This window comes from Anabaena sp. EIM26 (genome assembly GCF_057568715.1).
Genome location: NZ_JBWNLG010000002.1, coordinates 190,630 through 208,384, shown reverse-complemented (window position 1 = coordinate 208,384; position 17,755 = coordinate 190,630). Strand labels below are relative to the sequence as shown.

The 17,755-nt window shown below is 38.4% G+C and carries 16 protein-coding genes and 4 pseudogenes; 9 read left to right on the top strand and 11 right to left on the bottom strand.

What is annotated here, in order from left to right:
* Positions 1-89 precede the first annotated feature (89 nt).
* Both AC012T_RS27105 and AC012T_RS27100 read right to left on the bottom strand, forming a co-directional pair.
* Positions 90-239, bottom strand: a complete 150-nt coding sequence (locus tag AC012T_RS27105) for a hypothetical protein (protein ID WP_171815847.1) — start codon at positions 237-239, stop codon at positions 90-92.
* Between the two features lie 184 nt (positions 240-423).
* Positions 424-663, bottom strand: a pseudogene (locus tag AC012T_RS27100) (IS4 family transposase); the annotation flags it as partial.
* Between the two features lie 79 nt (positions 664-742).
* Here AC012T_RS27100 and AC012T_RS27095 point away from each other — a divergent pair.
* Together AC012T_RS27095 and AC012T_RS27090 are read left to right on the top strand one after the other, a co-directional pair.
* Positions 743-1,768, top strand: a pseudogene (locus tag AC012T_RS27095) (IS630 family transposase).
* A gap of 220 nt (positions 1,769-1,988) precedes the next feature.
* On the top strand, positions 1,989-2,366 hold the full coding sequence (locus AC012T_RS27090; protein WP_487067016.1) for a hypothetical protein: 378 nt from the start codon (positions 1,989-1,991) through the stop codon (positions 2,364-2,366).
* 173 nt (positions 2,367-2,539) lie between these two features.
* Here AC012T_RS27090 and AC012T_RS27085 read toward each other — a convergent pair whose 3' ends face one another.
* Both AC012T_RS27085 and AC012T_RS27080 read right to left on the bottom strand, forming a co-directional pair.
* A complete protein-coding gene (locus AC012T_RS27085; protein WP_487067014.1) occupies positions 2,540-3,565 on the bottom strand; it encodes an IS630 family transposase in 1,026 nt (341 codons plus the stop codon).
* Positions 3,566-3,620: 55 nt separating this feature from the next.
* Positions 3,621-6,161, bottom strand: coding sequence for an RNA dependent RNA polymerase (locus AC012T_RS27080; protein WP_487067012.1), 2,541 nt, complete (start codon positions 6,159-6,161; stop codon positions 3,621-3,623).
* 89 nt (positions 6,162-6,250) lie between these two features.
* Between AC012T_RS27080 and AC012T_RS27075 the strand changes: the two genes are divergently transcribed.
* The 5 genes and pseudogenes from AC012T_RS27075 to AC012T_RS27055 all read left to right on the top strand — a co-directional run bounded on the left by AC012T_RS27075 (position 6,251) and on the right by AC012T_RS27055 (position 7,901).
* Positions 6,251-6,505: a hypothetical protein gene (locus tag AC012T_RS27075; protein ID WP_487067010.1), complete on the top strand. Its 255-nt coding sequence runs from the start codon at positions 6,251-6,253 to the stop codon at positions 6,503-6,505.
* Positions 6,453-6,827: pseudogene (locus tag AC012T_RS27070) on the top strand (DNA methyltransferase); the annotation flags it as partial. The gene AC012T_RS27075 and the pseudogene AC012T_RS27070, both read left to right, overlap by 53 nt.
* 100 nt (positions 6,828-6,927) lie before the next feature.
* Positions 6,928-7,053: a hypothetical protein gene (locus AC012T_RS27065; protein ID WP_487067008.1), complete on the top strand. Its 126-nt coding sequence runs from the start codon at positions 6,928-6,930 to the stop codon at positions 7,051-7,053.
* Between the two features lie 85 nt (positions 7,054-7,138).
* Complete coding sequence (locus AC012T_RS27060; RefSeq protein WP_016948778.1) at positions 7,139-7,363, top strand: hypothetical protein; 225 nt, start codon at positions 7,139-7,141, stop codon at positions 7,361-7,363.
* A gap of 46 nt (positions 7,364-7,409) precedes the next feature.
* The gene (locus tag AC012T_RS27055; RefSeq protein ID WP_487067006.1) at positions 7,410-7,901 is read left to right on the top strand and encodes a type II toxin-antitoxin system VapC family toxin; all 492 of its coding nucleotides are present in this window, start codon (positions 7,410-7,412) and stop codon (positions 7,899-7,901) included.
* Here AC012T_RS27055 and AC012T_RS27050 read toward each other — a convergent pair.
* From AC012T_RS27050 to AC012T_RS27030, 5 genes and pseudogenes are all read right to left on the bottom strand, one after another.
* Positions 7,870-8,929: pseudogene (locus tag AC012T_RS27050) on the bottom strand (RNA-guided endonuclease InsQ/TnpB family protein); the annotation flags it as partial. The gene AC012T_RS27055 and the pseudogene AC012T_RS27050 overlap by 32 nt on opposite strands.
* Positions 8,930-9,077: 148 nt before the next feature.
* On the bottom strand, positions 9,078-9,374 hold the full coding sequence (locus AC012T_RS27045) for a hypothetical protein (RefSeq protein WP_487067004.1): 297 nt from the start codon (positions 9,372-9,374) through the stop codon (positions 9,078-9,080).
* An 84-nt stretch (positions 9,375-9,458) separates the two neighbouring features.
* A complete protein-coding gene (locus AC012T_RS27040) occupies positions 9,459-10,400 on the bottom strand; it encodes a ParM/StbA family protein (RefSeq protein ID WP_487067002.1) in 942 nt (313 codons plus the stop codon).
* A gap of 334 nt (positions 10,401-10,734) precedes the next feature.
* Complete coding sequence (locus tag AC012T_RS27035; RefSeq protein ID WP_487067000.1) at positions 10,735-11,658, bottom strand: ParB/RepB/Spo0J family partition protein; 924 nt, start codon at positions 11,656-11,658, stop codon at positions 10,735-10,737.
* Positions 11,648-12,280: an AAA family ATPase gene (locus AC012T_RS27030; protein WP_487066998.1), complete on the bottom strand. Its 633-nt coding sequence runs from the start codon at positions 12,278-12,280 to the stop codon at positions 11,648-11,650. The genes AC012T_RS27035 and AC012T_RS27030 overlap by 11 nt, the downstream gene beginning before the upstream one ends.
* 693 nt (positions 12,281-12,973) lie before the next feature.
* Here AC012T_RS27030 and AC012T_RS27025 point away from each other — a divergent pair.
* Complete coding sequence (locus tag AC012T_RS27025; RefSeq protein ID WP_487066996.1) at positions 12,974-14,833, top strand: hypothetical protein; 1,860 nt, start codon at positions 12,974-12,976, stop codon at positions 14,831-14,833.
* A gap of 319 nt (positions 14,834-15,152) precedes the next feature.
* On the opposite strand, the gene AC012T_RS27020 is transcribed toward AC012T_RS27025, so the two are convergent.
* The gene (locus tag AC012T_RS27020; RefSeq protein ID WP_487066994.1) at positions 15,153-15,398 is read right to left on the bottom strand and encodes a helix-turn-helix domain-containing protein; all 246 of its coding nucleotides are present in this window, start codon (positions 15,396-15,398) and stop codon (positions 15,153-15,155) included.
* 117 nt (positions 15,399-15,515) lie between these two features.
* On the opposite strand from AC012T_RS27020, the gene AC012T_RS27015 reads away from it, so the two are divergent.
* Positions 15,516-16,415, top strand: coding sequence for a hypothetical protein (locus AC012T_RS27015; protein ID WP_487066992.1), 900 nt, complete (start codon positions 15,516-15,518; stop codon positions 16,413-16,415).
* Positions 16,416-16,535: 120 nt separating this feature from the next.
* On the opposite strand, the gene AC012T_RS27010 is transcribed toward AC012T_RS27015, so the two are convergent.
* Complete coding sequence (locus AC012T_RS27010; protein WP_487066990.1) at positions 16,536-17,657, bottom strand: hybrid sensor histidine kinase/response regulator; 1,122 nt, start codon at positions 17,655-17,657, stop codon at positions 16,536-16,538.
* Positions 17,658-17,755: the final 98 nt, after the last annotated feature.

Genomic DNA, 17,755 nt, shown 5'->3' with positions numbered 1-17,755 from the left:
TGGCTTTCGTTCCTAAAGATAGGATGACTTTAGTGAATCGACTCGTTTTTATTTTCCAGTTTATAAAATATGGTACACGGTCTCAGCTGCTAAACAATCGTTTCCCGCCACTTGCCCTGTTTAAAGACAACTAACAACACAACTGCACGAACAAACCAATCGCCAGTAGAACCCAACAATACATCCACTAATCCTAAATTTAATCCAAACACAAACCAATAAGTCAATACATATGCCAAAATAAGAGCCTTGATAACTTTTGGCAAAACTGGCAAAACTAAACATAAATAAGCGTTTCGATAAAAAGGTAGTTTGTCATCTGAAACTGTGGGAAACCTTAAAGGAATTTTTAGGACTGATTGTTTTTGCCAAGCCGAGCGTCAATCGAGGATAAAGACATGACCTTAACGGGTGACAAGGTAGCTAAACAGCTTGTTTCATAAGGGATAGAGCCTGAAAGCCACGTTGAAAAAAGAGGCGTTTATGAGGCTTGAGCTCGATTAAGTTCAGAGCTAAATCAGCCCATAATTCCATGCCATAAATCCAGAGTTGTCCGTAGAGAGAAAAGCTAAAATGACTCTGGCGTGGGTACTTGTCCAGATGTTGTTGAATACGTCCGGCATAAGTTTCTATACCTAGTTTTTTCATCCGTTGACCGTGCATATAGCAATCCGGAATCATTCATGAGAAAATACGGAGAGAGCTTAAAAGTAACGTTTGAAACCAAGGTGCAGGTGTGGTGATGTGGATACAATTATTAGAAGATTTTATCAAAAATAATAAAGAGCCACGTGAAATCAAGCGAGCTACAGCAGTAAAAATGCTGTTATGTGGATACAAGCATGAAGAGATAATGCCAATATTAGGTGTCTCATCTGGCTTCATTAGTACCTATAAAAAAGCATTTTTTAAACTGGGGCTGGAAGGGTTAAAACTAGGGCATAAAGGAAGTAAAGGTTTTCTAGATGAGCTTCAACGTGCCGAGGTAATGGAATGGTTGCAAACCAAAGACAGATGGACTTTAAATGAATTAGAGTACTATATTGCCTCAGAATATGGAGTAACATTCTCCTCAAAACAAAGTTACTACGATTTATTTGATGCTGCCAGTATTAGTTGGAAGAAAACTCAAGCAAATAATCCAAAATATAACCAAGAATTAGTAGATTCAAAAAAAAAAGAGATTTGTGAGTTGTTGGAGACGTGACGGCCTCAAATAGAGACAGGAGACCTAGTTGTGTTCATGGTAGATGAATGTCATTTACTTTGGGGGGATATAATAGGGTATGTTTGGGGGAAAACTAGTGAACGAGTAACAATACCAGTAGTAAATGCTCGTGATAAACAAACATATTTCGGTGCATTGGATTATAAAACCAAAGAATTTCTCACGTATAAAGCTGAAAAAGGTGACTCTAAAAACACAATTAATTTTTTAGAATATCTTCAAAAACAGCGACCTGGAGCCAAACTTTTAATAATTTGGAATGGTGCAAGTTATCATCGTTCACAAGAAATTCAAGATTATCTAGATTCATTAAATCGTGAACTTGAAAAAGAACAATGGTGGATTACCTGCTTGAGATTTGCCCCGAATGCACCACAACAGAATCCTGTAGAAGATATTTGGCTACAAGCAAAACGATTAATTAGAGAGTTTTATTTTTTCTGTCATTCTTTTACTGTAGTCAAGGCGTTATTTGAGTTATCCATTCATTGTCAAATTTTTGACTTTCCAAAACTTTATGAGTATGGTGTTTTCTCATGAATGATTTAGGATTGCTATATTTTATCAAATATTTATTATTTTTGATAAAATCTTCTAATAATTGCATCCACATCTCCACACCCGCACCTTAGTTCTAAACTTTACTTTTTGCTTGCCTCAGTATTTTCTCATGAACCGTTCAGGATTGCTATAGCAAGAAATATCAATAATACGAGAGTATTATTAATATTTCGCCCAATATGAAGTTTAACTAAAATTTATGGTTCAAATTATTGAGGAAATACTGGGTAATACAATTACTGAATATACTCCTAATGCAATTAAGTTTCGGGATTTATCATTGGAAACGTTGAAACAGATTGTTAAAGATGATTACACTACAACATCTGCAAGTTTTAACGCTGCTCCAACAGTAGGTTTATTTATTGAATTTGGACAGCGTTGCCAAGAAAAAGGATTAATAGCAAATTTAGATGGAGTAGCATTTACTAAGACAAAAAAACCAGATTTAGTTATTGATGCGATTACAGTTATCGGTGTAGAAGACTTAGATTTTGTCGGTGAATTTGTTAAATTTGTCTGGGGATGTGATGAGTTAGAAATAAATTCTCAAAAGTTATATGCTTGCTGGGATTAACCATTGAACATAACTGTGTCAAAGCGTCAGATAAAAGTAAGAAAATCAAAGGATTTCTGTTATAGCATTGGTTGATGTCCTAACTGCCTTGTCCGTTGCTATACTAAGCTATAGTTGCAAGTGAACATCCAGGGTAAGCTCATCTAATTTGGTATATAGCAATCCTAAATCATTCATGAGAAAACACCATACTCATAAAGTTTTGGAAAGTCAAAAATTTGACAATGAATGGATAACTCAAATAACGCCTTGACTACAGTAAAAGAATGACAGAAAAAATAAAACTCTCTAATTAATCGTTTTGCTTGTAGCCAAATATCTTCTACAGGATTCTGTTGTGGTGCATTCGGGGCAAATCTCAAGCAGGTAATCCACCATTGTTCTTTTTCAAGTTCACGATTTAATGAATCTAGATAATCTTGAATTTCTTGTGAACGATGATAACTTGCACCATCCCAAATTATTAAAAGTTTGGCTCCAGGTCGCTGTTTTTGAAGATATTCTAAAAAATTAATTGTGTTTTTAGAGTCACCTTTTTCAGCTTTATACGTGAGAAATTCTTTGGTTTTATAATCCAATGCACCGAAATATGTTTGTTTATCACGAGCATTTACTACTGGTATTGTTACTCGTTCACTAGTTTTCCCCCAAACATACCCTATTATATCCCCCCAAAGTAAATGACATTCATCTACCATGAACACAACTAGGTCTCCTGTCTCTATTTGAGGCAGTCGCGTCTCCAACAACTCACAAATCTCTTTTTTTTTTGAATCTACTAATTCTTGGTTATATTTTGGATTATTTGCTTGAGTTTTCTTCCAACTAATACTGGCAGCATCAAATAAATCGTAGTAACTTTGTTTTGAGGAGAATGTTACTCCATATTCTGAGGCAATATAGTACTCTAATTCATTTAAAGTCCATCTGTCTTTGGTTTGCAACCATTCCATTACCTCGGCACGTTGAAGCTCATCTAGAAAACCTTTACTTCCTTTATGCCCTAGTTTTAACCCTTCCAGCCCCAGTTTAAAAAATGCTTTTTTATAGGTACTAATGAAGCCAGATGAGACACCTAATATTGGCATTATCTCTTCATGCTTGTATCCACATAACAGCATTTTTACTGCTGTAGCTCGCTTGATTTCACGTGGCTCTTTATTATTTTTGATAAAATCTTCTAATAATTGTATCCACATCACCACACCTGCACCTTGGTTTCAAACGTTACTTTTAAGCTCTCTCCGTATTTTCTCATGAATGATTCCGGATTGCTATATGATCTGCGGGAGGAATAATTCGCAAATCTTTGAGAATATTCAATTCATCTAAATCGTGAATATTGTCACCAAATTTAGCTGCTAATTTCTTAACTAATTTGGGAGATAAATCTTTAAAAGCAAATTCAATCACAGGTAATTGCGGATGAATAGTGGCATCAAATTCAATTTTCTTTTGTTCTAAAGATTGCTTCCACTTAATCGCATCTTTCCCAAACGGAACAGTCAAAACATAAGTATCTTGTGGTAATGCTGCACTAGGCATTTCATAATTATACTCAAAGGAAAACGTAATTTCCATCTGTGCTGCAAACTGTAAACATTCCTTACGATGTCGGTCTAATTCTGGACGGGTATGTTGGGTGTGCCACAGTGCTGCTGCACCCTCAAATCTATCCTCTGAAGTGGTGAATAATTCATCAATTTCGGCTCGATAACTATCGTAAAGTTTGCCCAACTCTTCATTAAATGCTTCCCTATCATCTCCCACCAGTTCTTTAATTTCATCTCTCGATTGTTGAAACCTAGTTTTTAATTCTTCTGCCCATTCTAAGGCATCTACAGATAAGGTTTCTTTGGGAAACAAATAACGAACTTCATGTCTATCTCTACTGCGAATCCGTGTTGGTTCCCACAAGGGATTTACTACTTCTCTAGCAATAACATTTATGGCTCCTGGGGCATCTGCTGGCATGGCAAAAGAACGATAAAGCCGTTCATCTTTTTTAAAGTCAAAAAAGTAACTGGGATGAGATTCTGACCATTTTTTAGCATCTGTTAATAAGTTCACACCATCAATTTCTTTGATGTCCTCCAATCTTTCAGCACTTTTGGGTGAATCTACTTCTACTTGTAGTGCCTGAAAAAGACGATTTAGCAGCTTCCTTTGTCGTCTGATAAATCGTTCGCTATTTTCACCTTCACGGGGCATTGAGGACTGGACACGCCCAATGTTTGTTGCTACCAATCCTACTTTATTTTGACTGCTGGCAGCGGCAATTTGCGATAAATCACGGTATTTTAAATTGCCTTCTTCATCTGTAATTTCTGTATATGCTAGTTTAGGACGTTGTTTAACTGGTTTAAAATGTCCGGGTTCACCTGCACGGAGTGTTTCTTTGGCAATATTGGGCAGTTTATTAGCAGGACTAACCATTAATTGGTCGCCGTCAAAATCAGCTTGGTGATATTCCTCAGCGTCTTTGGGGTGAATCCAAACTACGTTGCGAGTTTTCTTTAATTCTGGATCATGGACGTTATTGTAAAGACGAATATTGTCTGAGTTGACAATAGGGTAACGGGTGAGAATCACATCTCCTTCTGGTAGATGGGGGACACAAATTGTCCCTCGTGGTAAAGTGTCACATGGCATGGCCATACCAGAATTATGGCTGTATCCACTTTTAATCGCTAGGTCACGCCATTGATTGGCTATATAATCAGTAGCAAATTTGCGAAATTTGGGTGTTTCAATTAATTGACCGTATTTATCGCTGCGGAGTAGAGAAATCCAGCGAGACTCCTGTACTTGATTGTTAGTATTATCATCTATTCCATTAACAGTTTCTTCTGTTTGTTCTTGTTGTGATTGTTGTTTATCATATTGTTGAATGATGTATTTTGCCAACGTCAAGGGATTACTTTGTAACTGTGCCAATTCCTGAGCTTTTTTCTCAGTTGGTTGACTTAAATCTTGTTGAACTGCTGCTTCTGAGTACCAGATGGTAAACTGCCAACTATTATCATAACTGGTGGCTTTGGCATTACCTCGATTACCTATTACTGCTTGGGGAAGTTGATATTCAGCACAAGGGATTAAATCTTGAAGTTGAGATTTTTTGATGCCTTTAATTGAGGAACAATCCATAACAATATCGTAACCTTCAGCATCTGTTAATTTAGCATCTGGTAAAAAAGTTCCTTTGGCTAAAAAGCTAGTTTTTGGAGATTGCAAGTAATCACTTTCAGCCCAACATTTCATCCATGCAAATCGAAATTGGAGTGGACAGTTGCGTTCTCCTCCCAGTTGTTTGGCTAGTCGCGGTGAAATCTTGCCGTGACAGTCTCCGGTTTTGTAATCAGCATATTGTGGGTCTGTAAAGTCTACGATTTTGACTCGTAAGTTGGTAAATGTTTCTGAACCTTTGTAGCAATTACTAACTAATAATGAACCATAACGACAAGCGGTATCGGGTTCTGTAGCAAATAACCGTCTAATTTTTTTCCGCAGTGCATCATCAGCAAAGTAATAATTATCGCCTGAACTAAAGGCTAATTTACGTTTAATGCCATCTGTAAATGTTCTTTGTCTTAAATGGTTGGCATCTGGATTTTTACTGTCAATTTTCACCAGGAGGAGAGATGGCAATTCTGATGGTTCAAATATTTGTGCTAATAGCGAATTTTTGATGATTTCTGGTTCAGATAGATATCTACCCTTGCCGTTGTTGTACGACCCATCAAAGATAGGTATACTCAGTCCAGAACCTTCTATGACTTTAGTAGTTAAATCCATTGCCAGTAATCTCTTAGATGGCTGATCTAGCAAGCTTGAGATTCTAATATTTATCCTGGCATGGAATTACACCCAGTGAAATCATCCAAGTGGATATTTTACTCACCGGACTGCCCTCAAATCCGATGTGGTTAACACCGGAGGACGCAAAAGCATTGTTAGAACAAGCTAACCCTGTGGGTGATGCTCCTGCGGGGCTGAAAAAACAAGAGGTGGAAGAGTTGCTAAATCGTCTGGATGAGTTAACAGCAGATTTAGAAGTTTTTGCAAAAGAGCGAAGCGATCGCGCTCCCCAGTGGGACTCCTCGGTTATCAGCACATGGGTTAGTACAGGAATATCTTAACAAGACAGAGCATCTTTGGGCGATCGCTACTAATGGTTTTCGCTGGCGGTTATTACGCGACTCTTCCCTGATGACTCGCCTTACTTATATCGAATTTGACTTAGAGCAGATTCTCAACGGTGAGAACTTTGCGGAATTTGGCTTATTTTATCTGCTTTTCCACCGTTCTCGTTTACCAGAAACTTGCCTATTGGAATATTACCATCAAGAGAGTATCCAACAAGGGGGAAGAGTCCGGAAGAGACTGCGCGACGGGGTAGAAAAAGCCTTGATACAGCTAGGAAATGGCTTTATTCAACATCGTGATAGTGAAAGTCTCCGCTAATGGAAGAGTTGGGGTAATTGTTCCTAGCTACTTATTGCAACTGATGATACTTGTAAAAGGTTTTTTGGTGATTTAATTCAAAAGCAGAATAGCGAAAATGTTTCATCAATTTGATCACCGTTGGGCGACTTATACAGATAATGGTGATACTCGTGATTTAACAAATGATGAAAAAAGCGATAGTCGTAATTATTTTGTCAGAATCAGGATTTACAGGATGTGATTTTGATATTTGTGGTGTGGTGTTTGGTAATTGATAATTGTATATAATATAATATTAAAGTTTTGTATATCTAGGAGAGACCAAAATGACATTTAAAGAAGAACTAGTTGCAGAAATTGAAACCATGACAGAAGAACAAATAGCAGAATTGCTAATGATGGTGAAAAACATGAAAACTAAAAAAGCAAAACCTCCTCAACGCCCAGGTTCAGGTAAATCAATTTTACGCCATGCTGGTAAATGGCAGGGTGATGATCTTAAAGATTGTTTACAAGCAGTTTATGATTCCCGTGGAGTAGCAGAATTTTAGTAAAATCAATAATTCAATTAATTAAATAATCTAAATATAGAGTTTTATGTATTTACTTGATACTAACCATTGTAGTGCTTTAATTTTTGGTGATTCTCTCATTATAGATCATGCCAAAAGTGCTGGAGAATCTAATTTAGCTATTTCGGTAGTAACTGAAGGAGAATTACTATATATGGCTGAAAATTCTCAAAAGATAGCAGATAATTTGCGAATTATAGAAGATTTTATAGCAGATATTTCTATTTACGATATAAAGGATAGCGTCAGCCATATTTATGCAAAACTGAAAGCAAAAATTATGGATAAATTTGCACCAAAGGAAAGAAATAAACGCCGGAAAACAAAAATTACTGATTTGGGCATTGGTGAAAATGATTTATGGATTGCTGCTACTGCTATAGAAAATAATTTAATTGTAGTTTCTCGTGATAGCGATTTTCAAAAAATTAAACAAGCATGGGATTTTTCTTTAGAAAATTGGCATATAATTGACACTCTCAGGTCTAAAGACACAGAGATTCTGCGGACAGAGTAGATTTAGGTAGTACCCAAAGTCTAATTCTCGCTACGCTCGTCAAACAGCGTCTACCCAGTAAGCCTAAGTCTATGCGAAGAAAAGCTGGCTACTTTTTTTAGTATATTTGCTGCGCCGTTGAGGTCAGCATTAACAATTGAACCATTTGCGGTTCGGTACAAACCACGTTCAACGCGCTTACCTGATGCTTTCCACCCTTCGGGCTTGTCACCGTACTTGGGTAGGGAGTCTCCATCTAAGTAACTTGCTTTTGAGGTGTAAGATTCTTCAGTTTCTTGATATCTAATACCGTGAAAATCACACAATTGTTTTAATCGGTCTTTAAGCTTGCCTAAAGGCATTTGAACAAACTTTTGATTATTCAATCTGCCCATATTAGCATTAGCTTTAAAACCGTCATTCCAGCCTATTACTAATGTTCCAATGCCGTATCTTAAACAATGGTCAATTATTAGTTTTGCCGCTTTGTTTATCCCATTTCGCTTTTGATGGTTACGTTTACGGGTTACTCGGTCTAACCAGTTGTCCCAATAGGCTTCTGGTTTTCCTTCTTTTCGTGTTGATACTCTCTTATTCCAAAGTTGATTAAATGCTTTCATTGCACGAGCATCAATCAATAAGGAATGACCCAATGTATCAACACAAGCGGCTAAATTATCAGCAGTCCCTAAATCAATAGATAGTGCTTGATTAATGTCTAACTCGTATTTTTGTTTCTCTACTTCGTAAGACATTTCCAGGTAAAATGCACCATTTTTAGGAAGAATAGTAAACTCTTTAACCTGAGAATAGTCAATATTTGTGGGCATTGGTAAGAAAAACTCGCTCAAACCAAACCATCTTTTAACTGTTAAACCTAAAGAGAATCTAAGCTGTCCATTAATTAGTATTGGTTTTTGCCCTCCTGAGTTTGGATAAGCAACTTTGAACAGTTTAGAACCTGTCAAGTAACTGGGTGCTTTTGGTTGAAAATGCAATTGACCTTTAAGGAACAAAGACCGCAATTCTTTAAAAGACTTAAAACCCTCATTAGGCTATGAAAGGGTCTTGGCTTACAAATTATACAATTAAAATGCGCGACAGCTTAGTGTAAAGCTTGCGTTCTCCAAACACCTCACCACCAGCACTAATAGCCAAAATATCTGGATCATTAAGCCCCACACCAAGACATAATAGTTACAAATCAAAATCCAGTGTGAATGTTTCGCCATCAGCATCTTTAGGATTTTCTGGTGATGATGGAGTTGAAGAGGGCTGGTCTTGTTGGCTTGGGTTTGTAGCAATCGGGTTGAAAGCCGGAGTATGTGTAACTTGTGTAACCACTTGTTGCATGGGAAATGCACCCTTTTTGAAAGCAAAATAGCAATCAATGATAAAGTAAAGCGTCTCTAGGTAACTTTTATCTAGTTGCTGTGATTCGGCAAATATACGTTCTCGGTAGCTATCTTTAATCCGAACTTTTTCCGGTGTCATTGGCTTCGTTCTCATTCACATTGGTTGATAAATTCACACATTATTACCGCTCAAGCTCAAGCCAGAGGCGGTAAATCAGGAAGACTACAGATTCTTGTTGATCATGGCTTTTGCCATCTCTAGCAATCCATAGGCATTAGCTTCTACGGGATTGTCCAGAATTTTGAACCCGTTCTTCTCCAATAGCTTCTTAAATCCAGGTAACAAGCAGCCTCCACCAATCGCCCAAATTTCATCCCCCTGGTGTTTGGCATCTAGTGTCAGGCTTACGGGTTTCTTTAAGAATTTTTCATACCAATCTTTCAAACAACTGGTGTAGATATCTTTGATGTCAATGTCACGACTGTATCTGGTATGTCCCCTTTCCAAACAAAATCGAATCTGGGAGGCGTTGCCGATTTTCCCCCCGTTGAGATGTTTCATTTTTTCGGCAATGTCTTCGATGAGAACTTCTACACCTGCGGGATAGGGAGTGTGAACTTCTCGCTTTCCCTGGTTGTAACGAGAATAAAGCGTAGTTCCATTACCAAAATCTAAAACTGTGAGCTTGGGTGGAAGCGGATGCCCAAACAATGCACCCATACCTTCTGGCACGACTTTGATTATTTCTAGGGTGACATCTGATTTTTTGCCTGCCAGGATTGGTTGATATTCTCCGTTGAGTGCTTGTTTTAAATTTTCTGCTAGTCCTATGTCATGTAAGCTGACGACTAATTTTAAATGCCAAGCTTTACGATGTGGCAGATGTGCTAATCCACCAAATAACATCAACAGTGCATTTTTAATTTTGTTTTCGTTGTGATCGGTGTTGCGGTCAAAATGATAACCTGTACGAAAGGCAGATTCTCCCACGGTGTAAGCTGCTCCATCGAAGACGATTCTTCCTGGTACATCTTCCATCTCGGCTGTGGAAATATAGCTGGGGATACGAACGACTTCAAATCCATCGACGAAAAGTTTCAGGCTGCCGTAACCGTTATCGAATCCTGCTGGAAATATTTTTTGCAAGGCGTGAATGTTGGGCATGGGGGTCAAGTGGGGCACAAAAAAAGGGTGGCACAAAAATACCCTAAGTATCACCTATATATACCCTAGATAGGGGCTAAAAGTTTAATTATTTTCTATTTTCTTGTTAGGGTATATATACAACCTATATAACCCCTACCTATACCCCAAATTAATTTAATTCAGTAAAAGATACCCTAAACAACACCCATGAAGGGTGTATTCAGGTGTTACTTAGGTGTCAAAAGAAATAAATACAAGTCTATAGTCTCTTCTTAGGGTATACTTAACCCCCATAAAGCACCTATTTACAGCCAAAATTTATTTTAGATAACAATTTTACGAGCGCATAATGTCAATCTTCTTCTAGTAAATTTTCCATTTGAAATAGCAGTTTTTCTAATTGTTTTTGCTTTTGGGGATTTGATAAAACCTTTGTTTTTTGCACTCGTCCCAAAATGGATGAAATGCGCTGCTTGAGAGGATTTGAGGCATCCTGACTAGGTTTAGTTTCATTAAAACTACGGATACGTTCTTTAATTTGAGTTAGCGATAACCGACTAGCGATCGCTTCTGCTAGTAAACTTTGGCGTAACTGTTCATTCTTAACTCGTGCAATGGCATTGGCCTTGGTGTACTCAATTTTCCCAGAACGCAGCGCCTCTAAAATATCTGTAGGTAGTTTTAGTAAAGGTAGACGATTGCTCACAAAAGACTCCCACTCCATCAGCCCTAAGTCAGTAAATATCGCCTTAATTGCTTCAGATTCTGGTTGACTAATAACGTTATTAGTCAATCGGGAAACATCATTCAACATCCGATAAAGCAAAGCTGTGACTTCATTTTGAGTGGATTCTAATCGAAATGACAGTAGCTGCAAAATGCCTTCGGTTTCTTCTACTGGATTCAGGTCTTCCCGTTGGAGATTTTCTACTAGGGCAATAGTAAAAGCTTCAGAATCAGTTAATGTGCGGATGGTAACAGGAACTTCTAATAATCCCACAGCTTGCGCTGCCCGATAGCGTCTTTCTCCGGCTACTAATTCATACTGCCCTGATTGACTTAAAATTGGTCGAATGAGCAGATTTTCTAAAATGCCATGCTCTTTGACAGATTGAATGAGTTGCTCCATCTTGAGAGGATCAAAATAGCGGCGAGGCTGCTGAGAGGGCAGACTAATAGCAGATAAAGCTACCGTTGCTGTTGGGGATGGTGAATCGTTTGTTGGCTCAGTATTTTCATATAAAAAATCTTTGAGTTCCCGCCTTTTACTTGACATTCAGTACCTCCAAAGCTTCTTGAAAAAGTTCCTCATAATCACTTGCGGCTTCGGTTGCAGCTTTGCCTGACATTTGAAATACGGTATAACCCTGACCAGGGGCATCAGCAATACACTGTTTTTGATAGATAGCAGCTTTCAGTAGACGAGTTCCTGTGGCAATGAGAGCTTCTCTGGCTTCTCTCTCTAATACTGTACCTTTGGTAGCTCGGCTCAAAAATAAAGCAGCTTTTGGATAACCAGAGCGCAATTCAGTCGCGTGTTTGATAAAACGCAAAATTTTATGACTGCTGTGTAAATCTAACCCAGAAGGTTGGCAGGGAACTAAAGCAATATCACAACGAGCCAGTATTGCTTTAGTAGTTTCAGAAAGTGAACCGGGGGCATCAATCACTAAGGCTGAATACTGGATAGCTAAGTCAGGAATTTTCTCAAACAACTCTTCTGGGTCTTGAATGACTTGGTAAACCAGACCTAAAGATTTAGCCCAGACGGAACTACTTTGTTGGGCATCGGCATCAATCATTAGTGTTTTTTGGCGTTGACTAAGCCAATACGCCAGATGAACAGCCGCAGTTGATTTGCCTACGCCACCTTTTTGATTTGTAAAGGCAATAATCATAAAAATACGCGGTAAGTGGGAAACGAGTGCGTCTTTAGACCTGAGAGGGATGGTTCCACATGGCTCATCAGCCACGACACGGGCGGTTTTAACCGCATTGAATCTTTAAAAACTGACGATGATTTAATAATGTTAATACTTCTTGTTATTGCCGCGAGGTCACCAGCATAGCTATTATCCACTAATTGTCCCGCTTCGTTAGTAGTAGTTTGCAAATTCTCTATTGTGTTGTCGCTGCTGACTTTTATGCGCCGCCATATCATCTGGAGTTTAGACTAAACCATGAAAAATGACCCAGCAGGGCTGAGTTAATCAGAGACTTAACAAAACTATGAATAATCTTAGGTAGGGTTTGCTGAAAAAGTCTTTCCGTTAGGGCTAGGAGTCAGAAGTCAGGAGTCAGGAGTCAGGAGGAAGAATTAGAAGAAGAGAAGAATAGTCTTGAATCAGATCCAGTGATAGGTTTTTGGTAGTTTCAATGCTTATTCCTTGCACCTGATTTACCTTTTTAACCTTCCGACTCTTGATATATCTATGTTTTAGCTTTATTCAGCAAGCCCTAGGTATTAAACAGCAACAGAAGGTTCTTTATTAATCCGGGTAGTTCACGAATCTTCTTCAGTCAAACCGGCTTATTTATCGCCTAGCATATGGGATATTAGAATTAAGCAGATGTTACTCTGTTAGTCTCAAATGTCAAAAAAGATTCAAGGTAATTCAGGTAGTGTTGGTGATCACGAAATATTGAGCGTAGCCCATCAGATCCAATCGGCACTAACACAGCAGGAAATTTCACAGCTACTTGATGTGCTGTTTACAGTTTTGTCTGATGATTTATGGGACGCAGTTCTAGCACAACTCGCTCCCAATACTCAAGAAACTATTAAGCAAATCCTCACCCCACCATCAATAGTCGCACAGGTAACAAAAGTTAAATCACCGCCTAAGTCTCAATCTAAATTAGCCGAAATTTGGCTGGAATTGTGGCAAGAATGGAACGAAATTATAGATGAAGCTTCTCAAGAAGAGGGAGAATATATAACGCAAGAAGCTGATTGGGAAGCACCTTACTTTGATGCTGTTTCGCTGTCTGAAAATTTAGAAAAAGTAGCCCAAAAAATGCAGCCATTGATTGAGGTGGCTGTGGAGAATGGATTTAATCCCAATGCCGGTTTTGCTGACGCACTTTTGGATGCTGAAAGTGAAATTTCAACAGGTATACCTGATTGGATGGATATTGATAATGGGATTGAATTACAAGTATCTACAACTGCTTGTTTGTTGCAGTGGGAGTGGTTAACAGTTAAGCTGGCGAGGCAAGATGCTTTTAAGTTTGCTCAACGCATCAGGCAATTGTCAGCAGAATTTGAATATGTGAGTCTAGACGAAGATGGAATTGTGGATTTTTTGATGGAGTTATCCCAGGAGGAACAACAGAATATTTTTGCGGGGTTAAATGCGAATAGAGAGTCTGATTTATGGAAAGAACCTTTGAACTCTATTTATTCACCTTGGCATCAATTTTATATGGAAGCTATCCATCAATTTGCACCACCAGGGATATATTTAGAAACTCTCCGAGCTACTATCCCGCAACAATGGCAAAATGGTTTACCAATCATTGAAGATTTATTAGTTAAACAGAATTATGCGCTTTGTTTAACTGTAATTGCAGAAACTTTGAATTCTTTGCTAGAACTCCGTCAGCAAGATAAATCTTGGCAACCAGAAACTTCGCTGCTGTTTCCGTTAATTAATGGATTTTATAGTAGTCATGGGCAACAAGACCGTGAGAAGAAGCTTCTGCGCTTTTATCAGCAAATCTCTCAAGAATTAGGAGAATTGGAGCGAGTTAAGGCTTTAGAAATTCAGCTAATCACTTTTGATAGCTGTTTTGATTGGTCAACTATGTTTAAAACTTTTGCAGAGGTGGGTGTTTCGGAAACGACTCGTGTATCTCTATTTCAATCTTGGCGCGATTATGTGATTGGGCGTGCTAAACCACGTTCGCGTTTTGAATTGTACACACCTGTTAAAAGGATTGATATTTGGTGGCTGCATTGGCTAATCGACAGTATTGCTACTCCTGAATTGGGAATTGTCTGGTTCCAAGAACAAATCCAGCAATGGTTAGGAGATTTACCTGGAGATAAGGAACTCTTGGGTGAAGATTATGATATTTTGAGGTTGTTGACAAAGGATTTGACTGAGATACATTATAAAATTCAACCCCCCTATCCCAAATTTTATCAATTTGTGATTCAAGCAAGAGGATTGTCAGCGTCTGATGATCCTTCCCGGCTATTATATCTACAACAGTATACACCTGATCATCTTTGGGAAAAGGTGATGGCTTATTGGCAAAAACACTTACATAATTTTGTACCCAAACCAGAACTGTGCAAAAATTCGGATTATACAGAACACGCACAGTGGATGTTTGCACTCCAGGAATTAGCCCCACAATCCTATCATGCCCTACTAGCTCAATGGCGAGTTCAGCATCAGCGCCGGAGTAATTTATGGAAAGCTCTGGGTGTCAGCAAGTCTTGATAAATCTAGTCCTAGTACCCTTGAAGACGTGTAATTATGGAAACTATTTAGTTCAGGATTTTTCTCGACAAAACTGGACAACCTTCCGCGATTGGCTACGCCAGTGCCGAAGGCAATCGCACAAAAGGCATTACTCAATACTGTAGCCAATTTACGAGGGTGACTTCCTGGCTTAGGCATCCAATTAGTATAAATACATGAAAACTGCTGTAATATATACTCTGATTAATTAGAAATTAAGTAGAAATTTAAAATTTAACCGTAGAAATATTAGCTTTGGCAAATCGGTGAACTGTAAAACATAAGGATTTGTTCTTAGCTATTCGTAAAAATTAATACCAAAGTCAACTTTCAGTACATCTTGAATACGTTGTAAAGTTTCGATGGGTAAAGCTTTGGTTTCTTCGGATTCTATTTTGTACCAATTCATAGTTGTCATGGGAATTTGACGGCATATTTCAGCTAAAGAGCGTCTATCAGCTTCTCTAGCTTGTCTAATTCTCTTTCCCAAACCGGGTATTTCTATATCTATCGTTCTTCTAACTTTCATCATTTTTTCAACCATTCAACTACCCTTAAATATAAACTATCAGTTTATTATTGAATATAAATCATAAATTTACAGTTGGCTACAATGTATCAAATAATAGAGATTTTCCTTGGAAACTAGGGGGTAGAAATTATGAGTAAGATATCAAACATCTCTACTGATGGGACATCGCTACCCACCCAGAATGATTCTGCAAGCAACCATACTGAAGTAGTTGTTAGCTCCGAACTGACTACAGACGAGTGGCGCGATCGCATATTTTTAGAGAGACAAGTTGAAAAAGCATTTTACGCAGCTGCTAAAGCATTGAAAGAACTACGAGACAGACGTTTGTACCGTTCAACTCACTCAACCTTTGAAAATTACTGTCGTTCCCGATTTGGCTTTACTCACCGTCATGTGAACTACCTGATAGCTGGTTCATCAGTAGTTGACAATCTGATGGGAACCAATGGTTCCCAAATTAAAATACTAGACGAAATGGGAACCAATGGTTCCCAAATTGAAATACCAGACGAAATGGGAACCAATGGTTCCCAAATCTTACCAACGAGTGAACGCCAAGTTAGACCTTTGGTTCCCTTAGACCCAGAACAGCAACGACTGGTTTGGCAACAGGCAGTAGAGCAAGGTGGTGGTAAAATTCCTTCTGGTCGTCAAGTTCAAGATATTGTGGACAAAATCCGAGAAAGAACCAAAGTACCACTACCGTATCATGTTGGGGAAGTATGTATTCTACTGCCCAAAGACAACCCAAAACTGAAAGGCAAAAGTGGTTGTTGGGGTGTCATTACCCATGTTGGAGACTATAGCTGCACGCTTGAGACTTGGGATGCCGAGTATACAGTGACAATAGAACATCTGAAATCCTTAGAACTTTTAGATGAAGACTGCCAGTTCATGCGACAGCTATGCGTGAGATTGCGAAGACTGCATCAAATTGAAAACCGAGATATTGCCATTGATTGGTCTGTTCAGGATTGGGGAAACAACTCAAACCGTACCTTTCACCTTTGCAGTCAAAATTGTTAGATCATGTCGAACAAGAGTATGGACTGACGGCTTGACGCGTCAACAATCACCGCTCCTTTAGGACAGTGAGTATGTCAAGTTTTCGCATTGCTCCACAAAAACCTAAGACTTGGAAAAAAGTCAATCCAGCCCTAGAGGTGTTAAAGCATGTAAATAAACTGTAAAAATGCTACCTTTTCCCACAGTCGATGAAACGGAGATATTACCTTGATGGGCTTCAACAATTTGACGGGACAAATATAATCCTAGACCGTTACCCCGACGCTGATGCTTACCCTGTCGAAAGCGTTCAAATAAAAGTGATTTTTCTGACTGACTTATGCCAATACCTGTATCCTCTACTTCAATTGTTACCCCTTGAACATTAGAACTGAGGCGAATTTCTACTGACCCAGCATCAGTGAAACGAATAGCGTTACCAACTAAGTTAGTGAGCAGTCGGTAAAGTTCTATTCTATCGCCGCAGACTTTCACAACAGATGGTTGTGTGTCATTTAATTTGGCGTTGAGAGTTAAGTTTTTCACAACAGCTAAAGGTTGTAGTTCCCTAACTATTTTTTGGCTTAACTCCCACAAATCTACAGCAGAAAACTCCAAATCCTTAGATCCAGTTTCATACTGATAAACCTCCAGCATATTTTCAACTATTGACAGTAACATTTGATTACTTTCAGTAATTTGTTGCAGATATTCTTGTATTTCTGACAATTGTTGACCAAAATTTCCTTTTTGTATCATTCCTAGTAGTTGAATTGTTGAGGTCAAAGGAGTTCGTAAATCGTGAGTCAGCTTAATCAGAAAATATTCTCGACTTTGGTGAGCAAATTGCTCACGTTGATGGATACTGTGTTTTAACCGGAGGAGCGAGCGCACTCGTGCTAACAATTCATTTTGCTCTACAGGCTTAATCAAAAAATCGTCAGCACCAGCCTGTAAACCTTGAATGAAAGAGGACTCATCACAATTCGTAACGAGTAACACAGGTATGAAAGGTAAATCGGAATTCTGTTTAATCTGTCTAGTGATTTCATAGCCATCAATATTTGGCATTAAGGTATCTAATAGCACTAAATCAGGGGGAGATTTGGCAATCTTAATTAAGGCTTCACTGCCACTATCTGTGAATGTTACCCTGTATCCTTCTTGCTGGAGAGTAGATTTTAACAAGCAAAAATTTTTGGCTGAGTCATCTATCAAAAGGATACTTTCTGTTGAAGTTTGATTCAAAGAGAAAGGTGTCATACAGATCAAGTAGATTTTGGGAAAACTCAAGTTTGCTCTTTAAGTTTTTATACTTATATGAGTCTTTAGATAGATTTTTTTCAGAAGTTAAAGGTTTT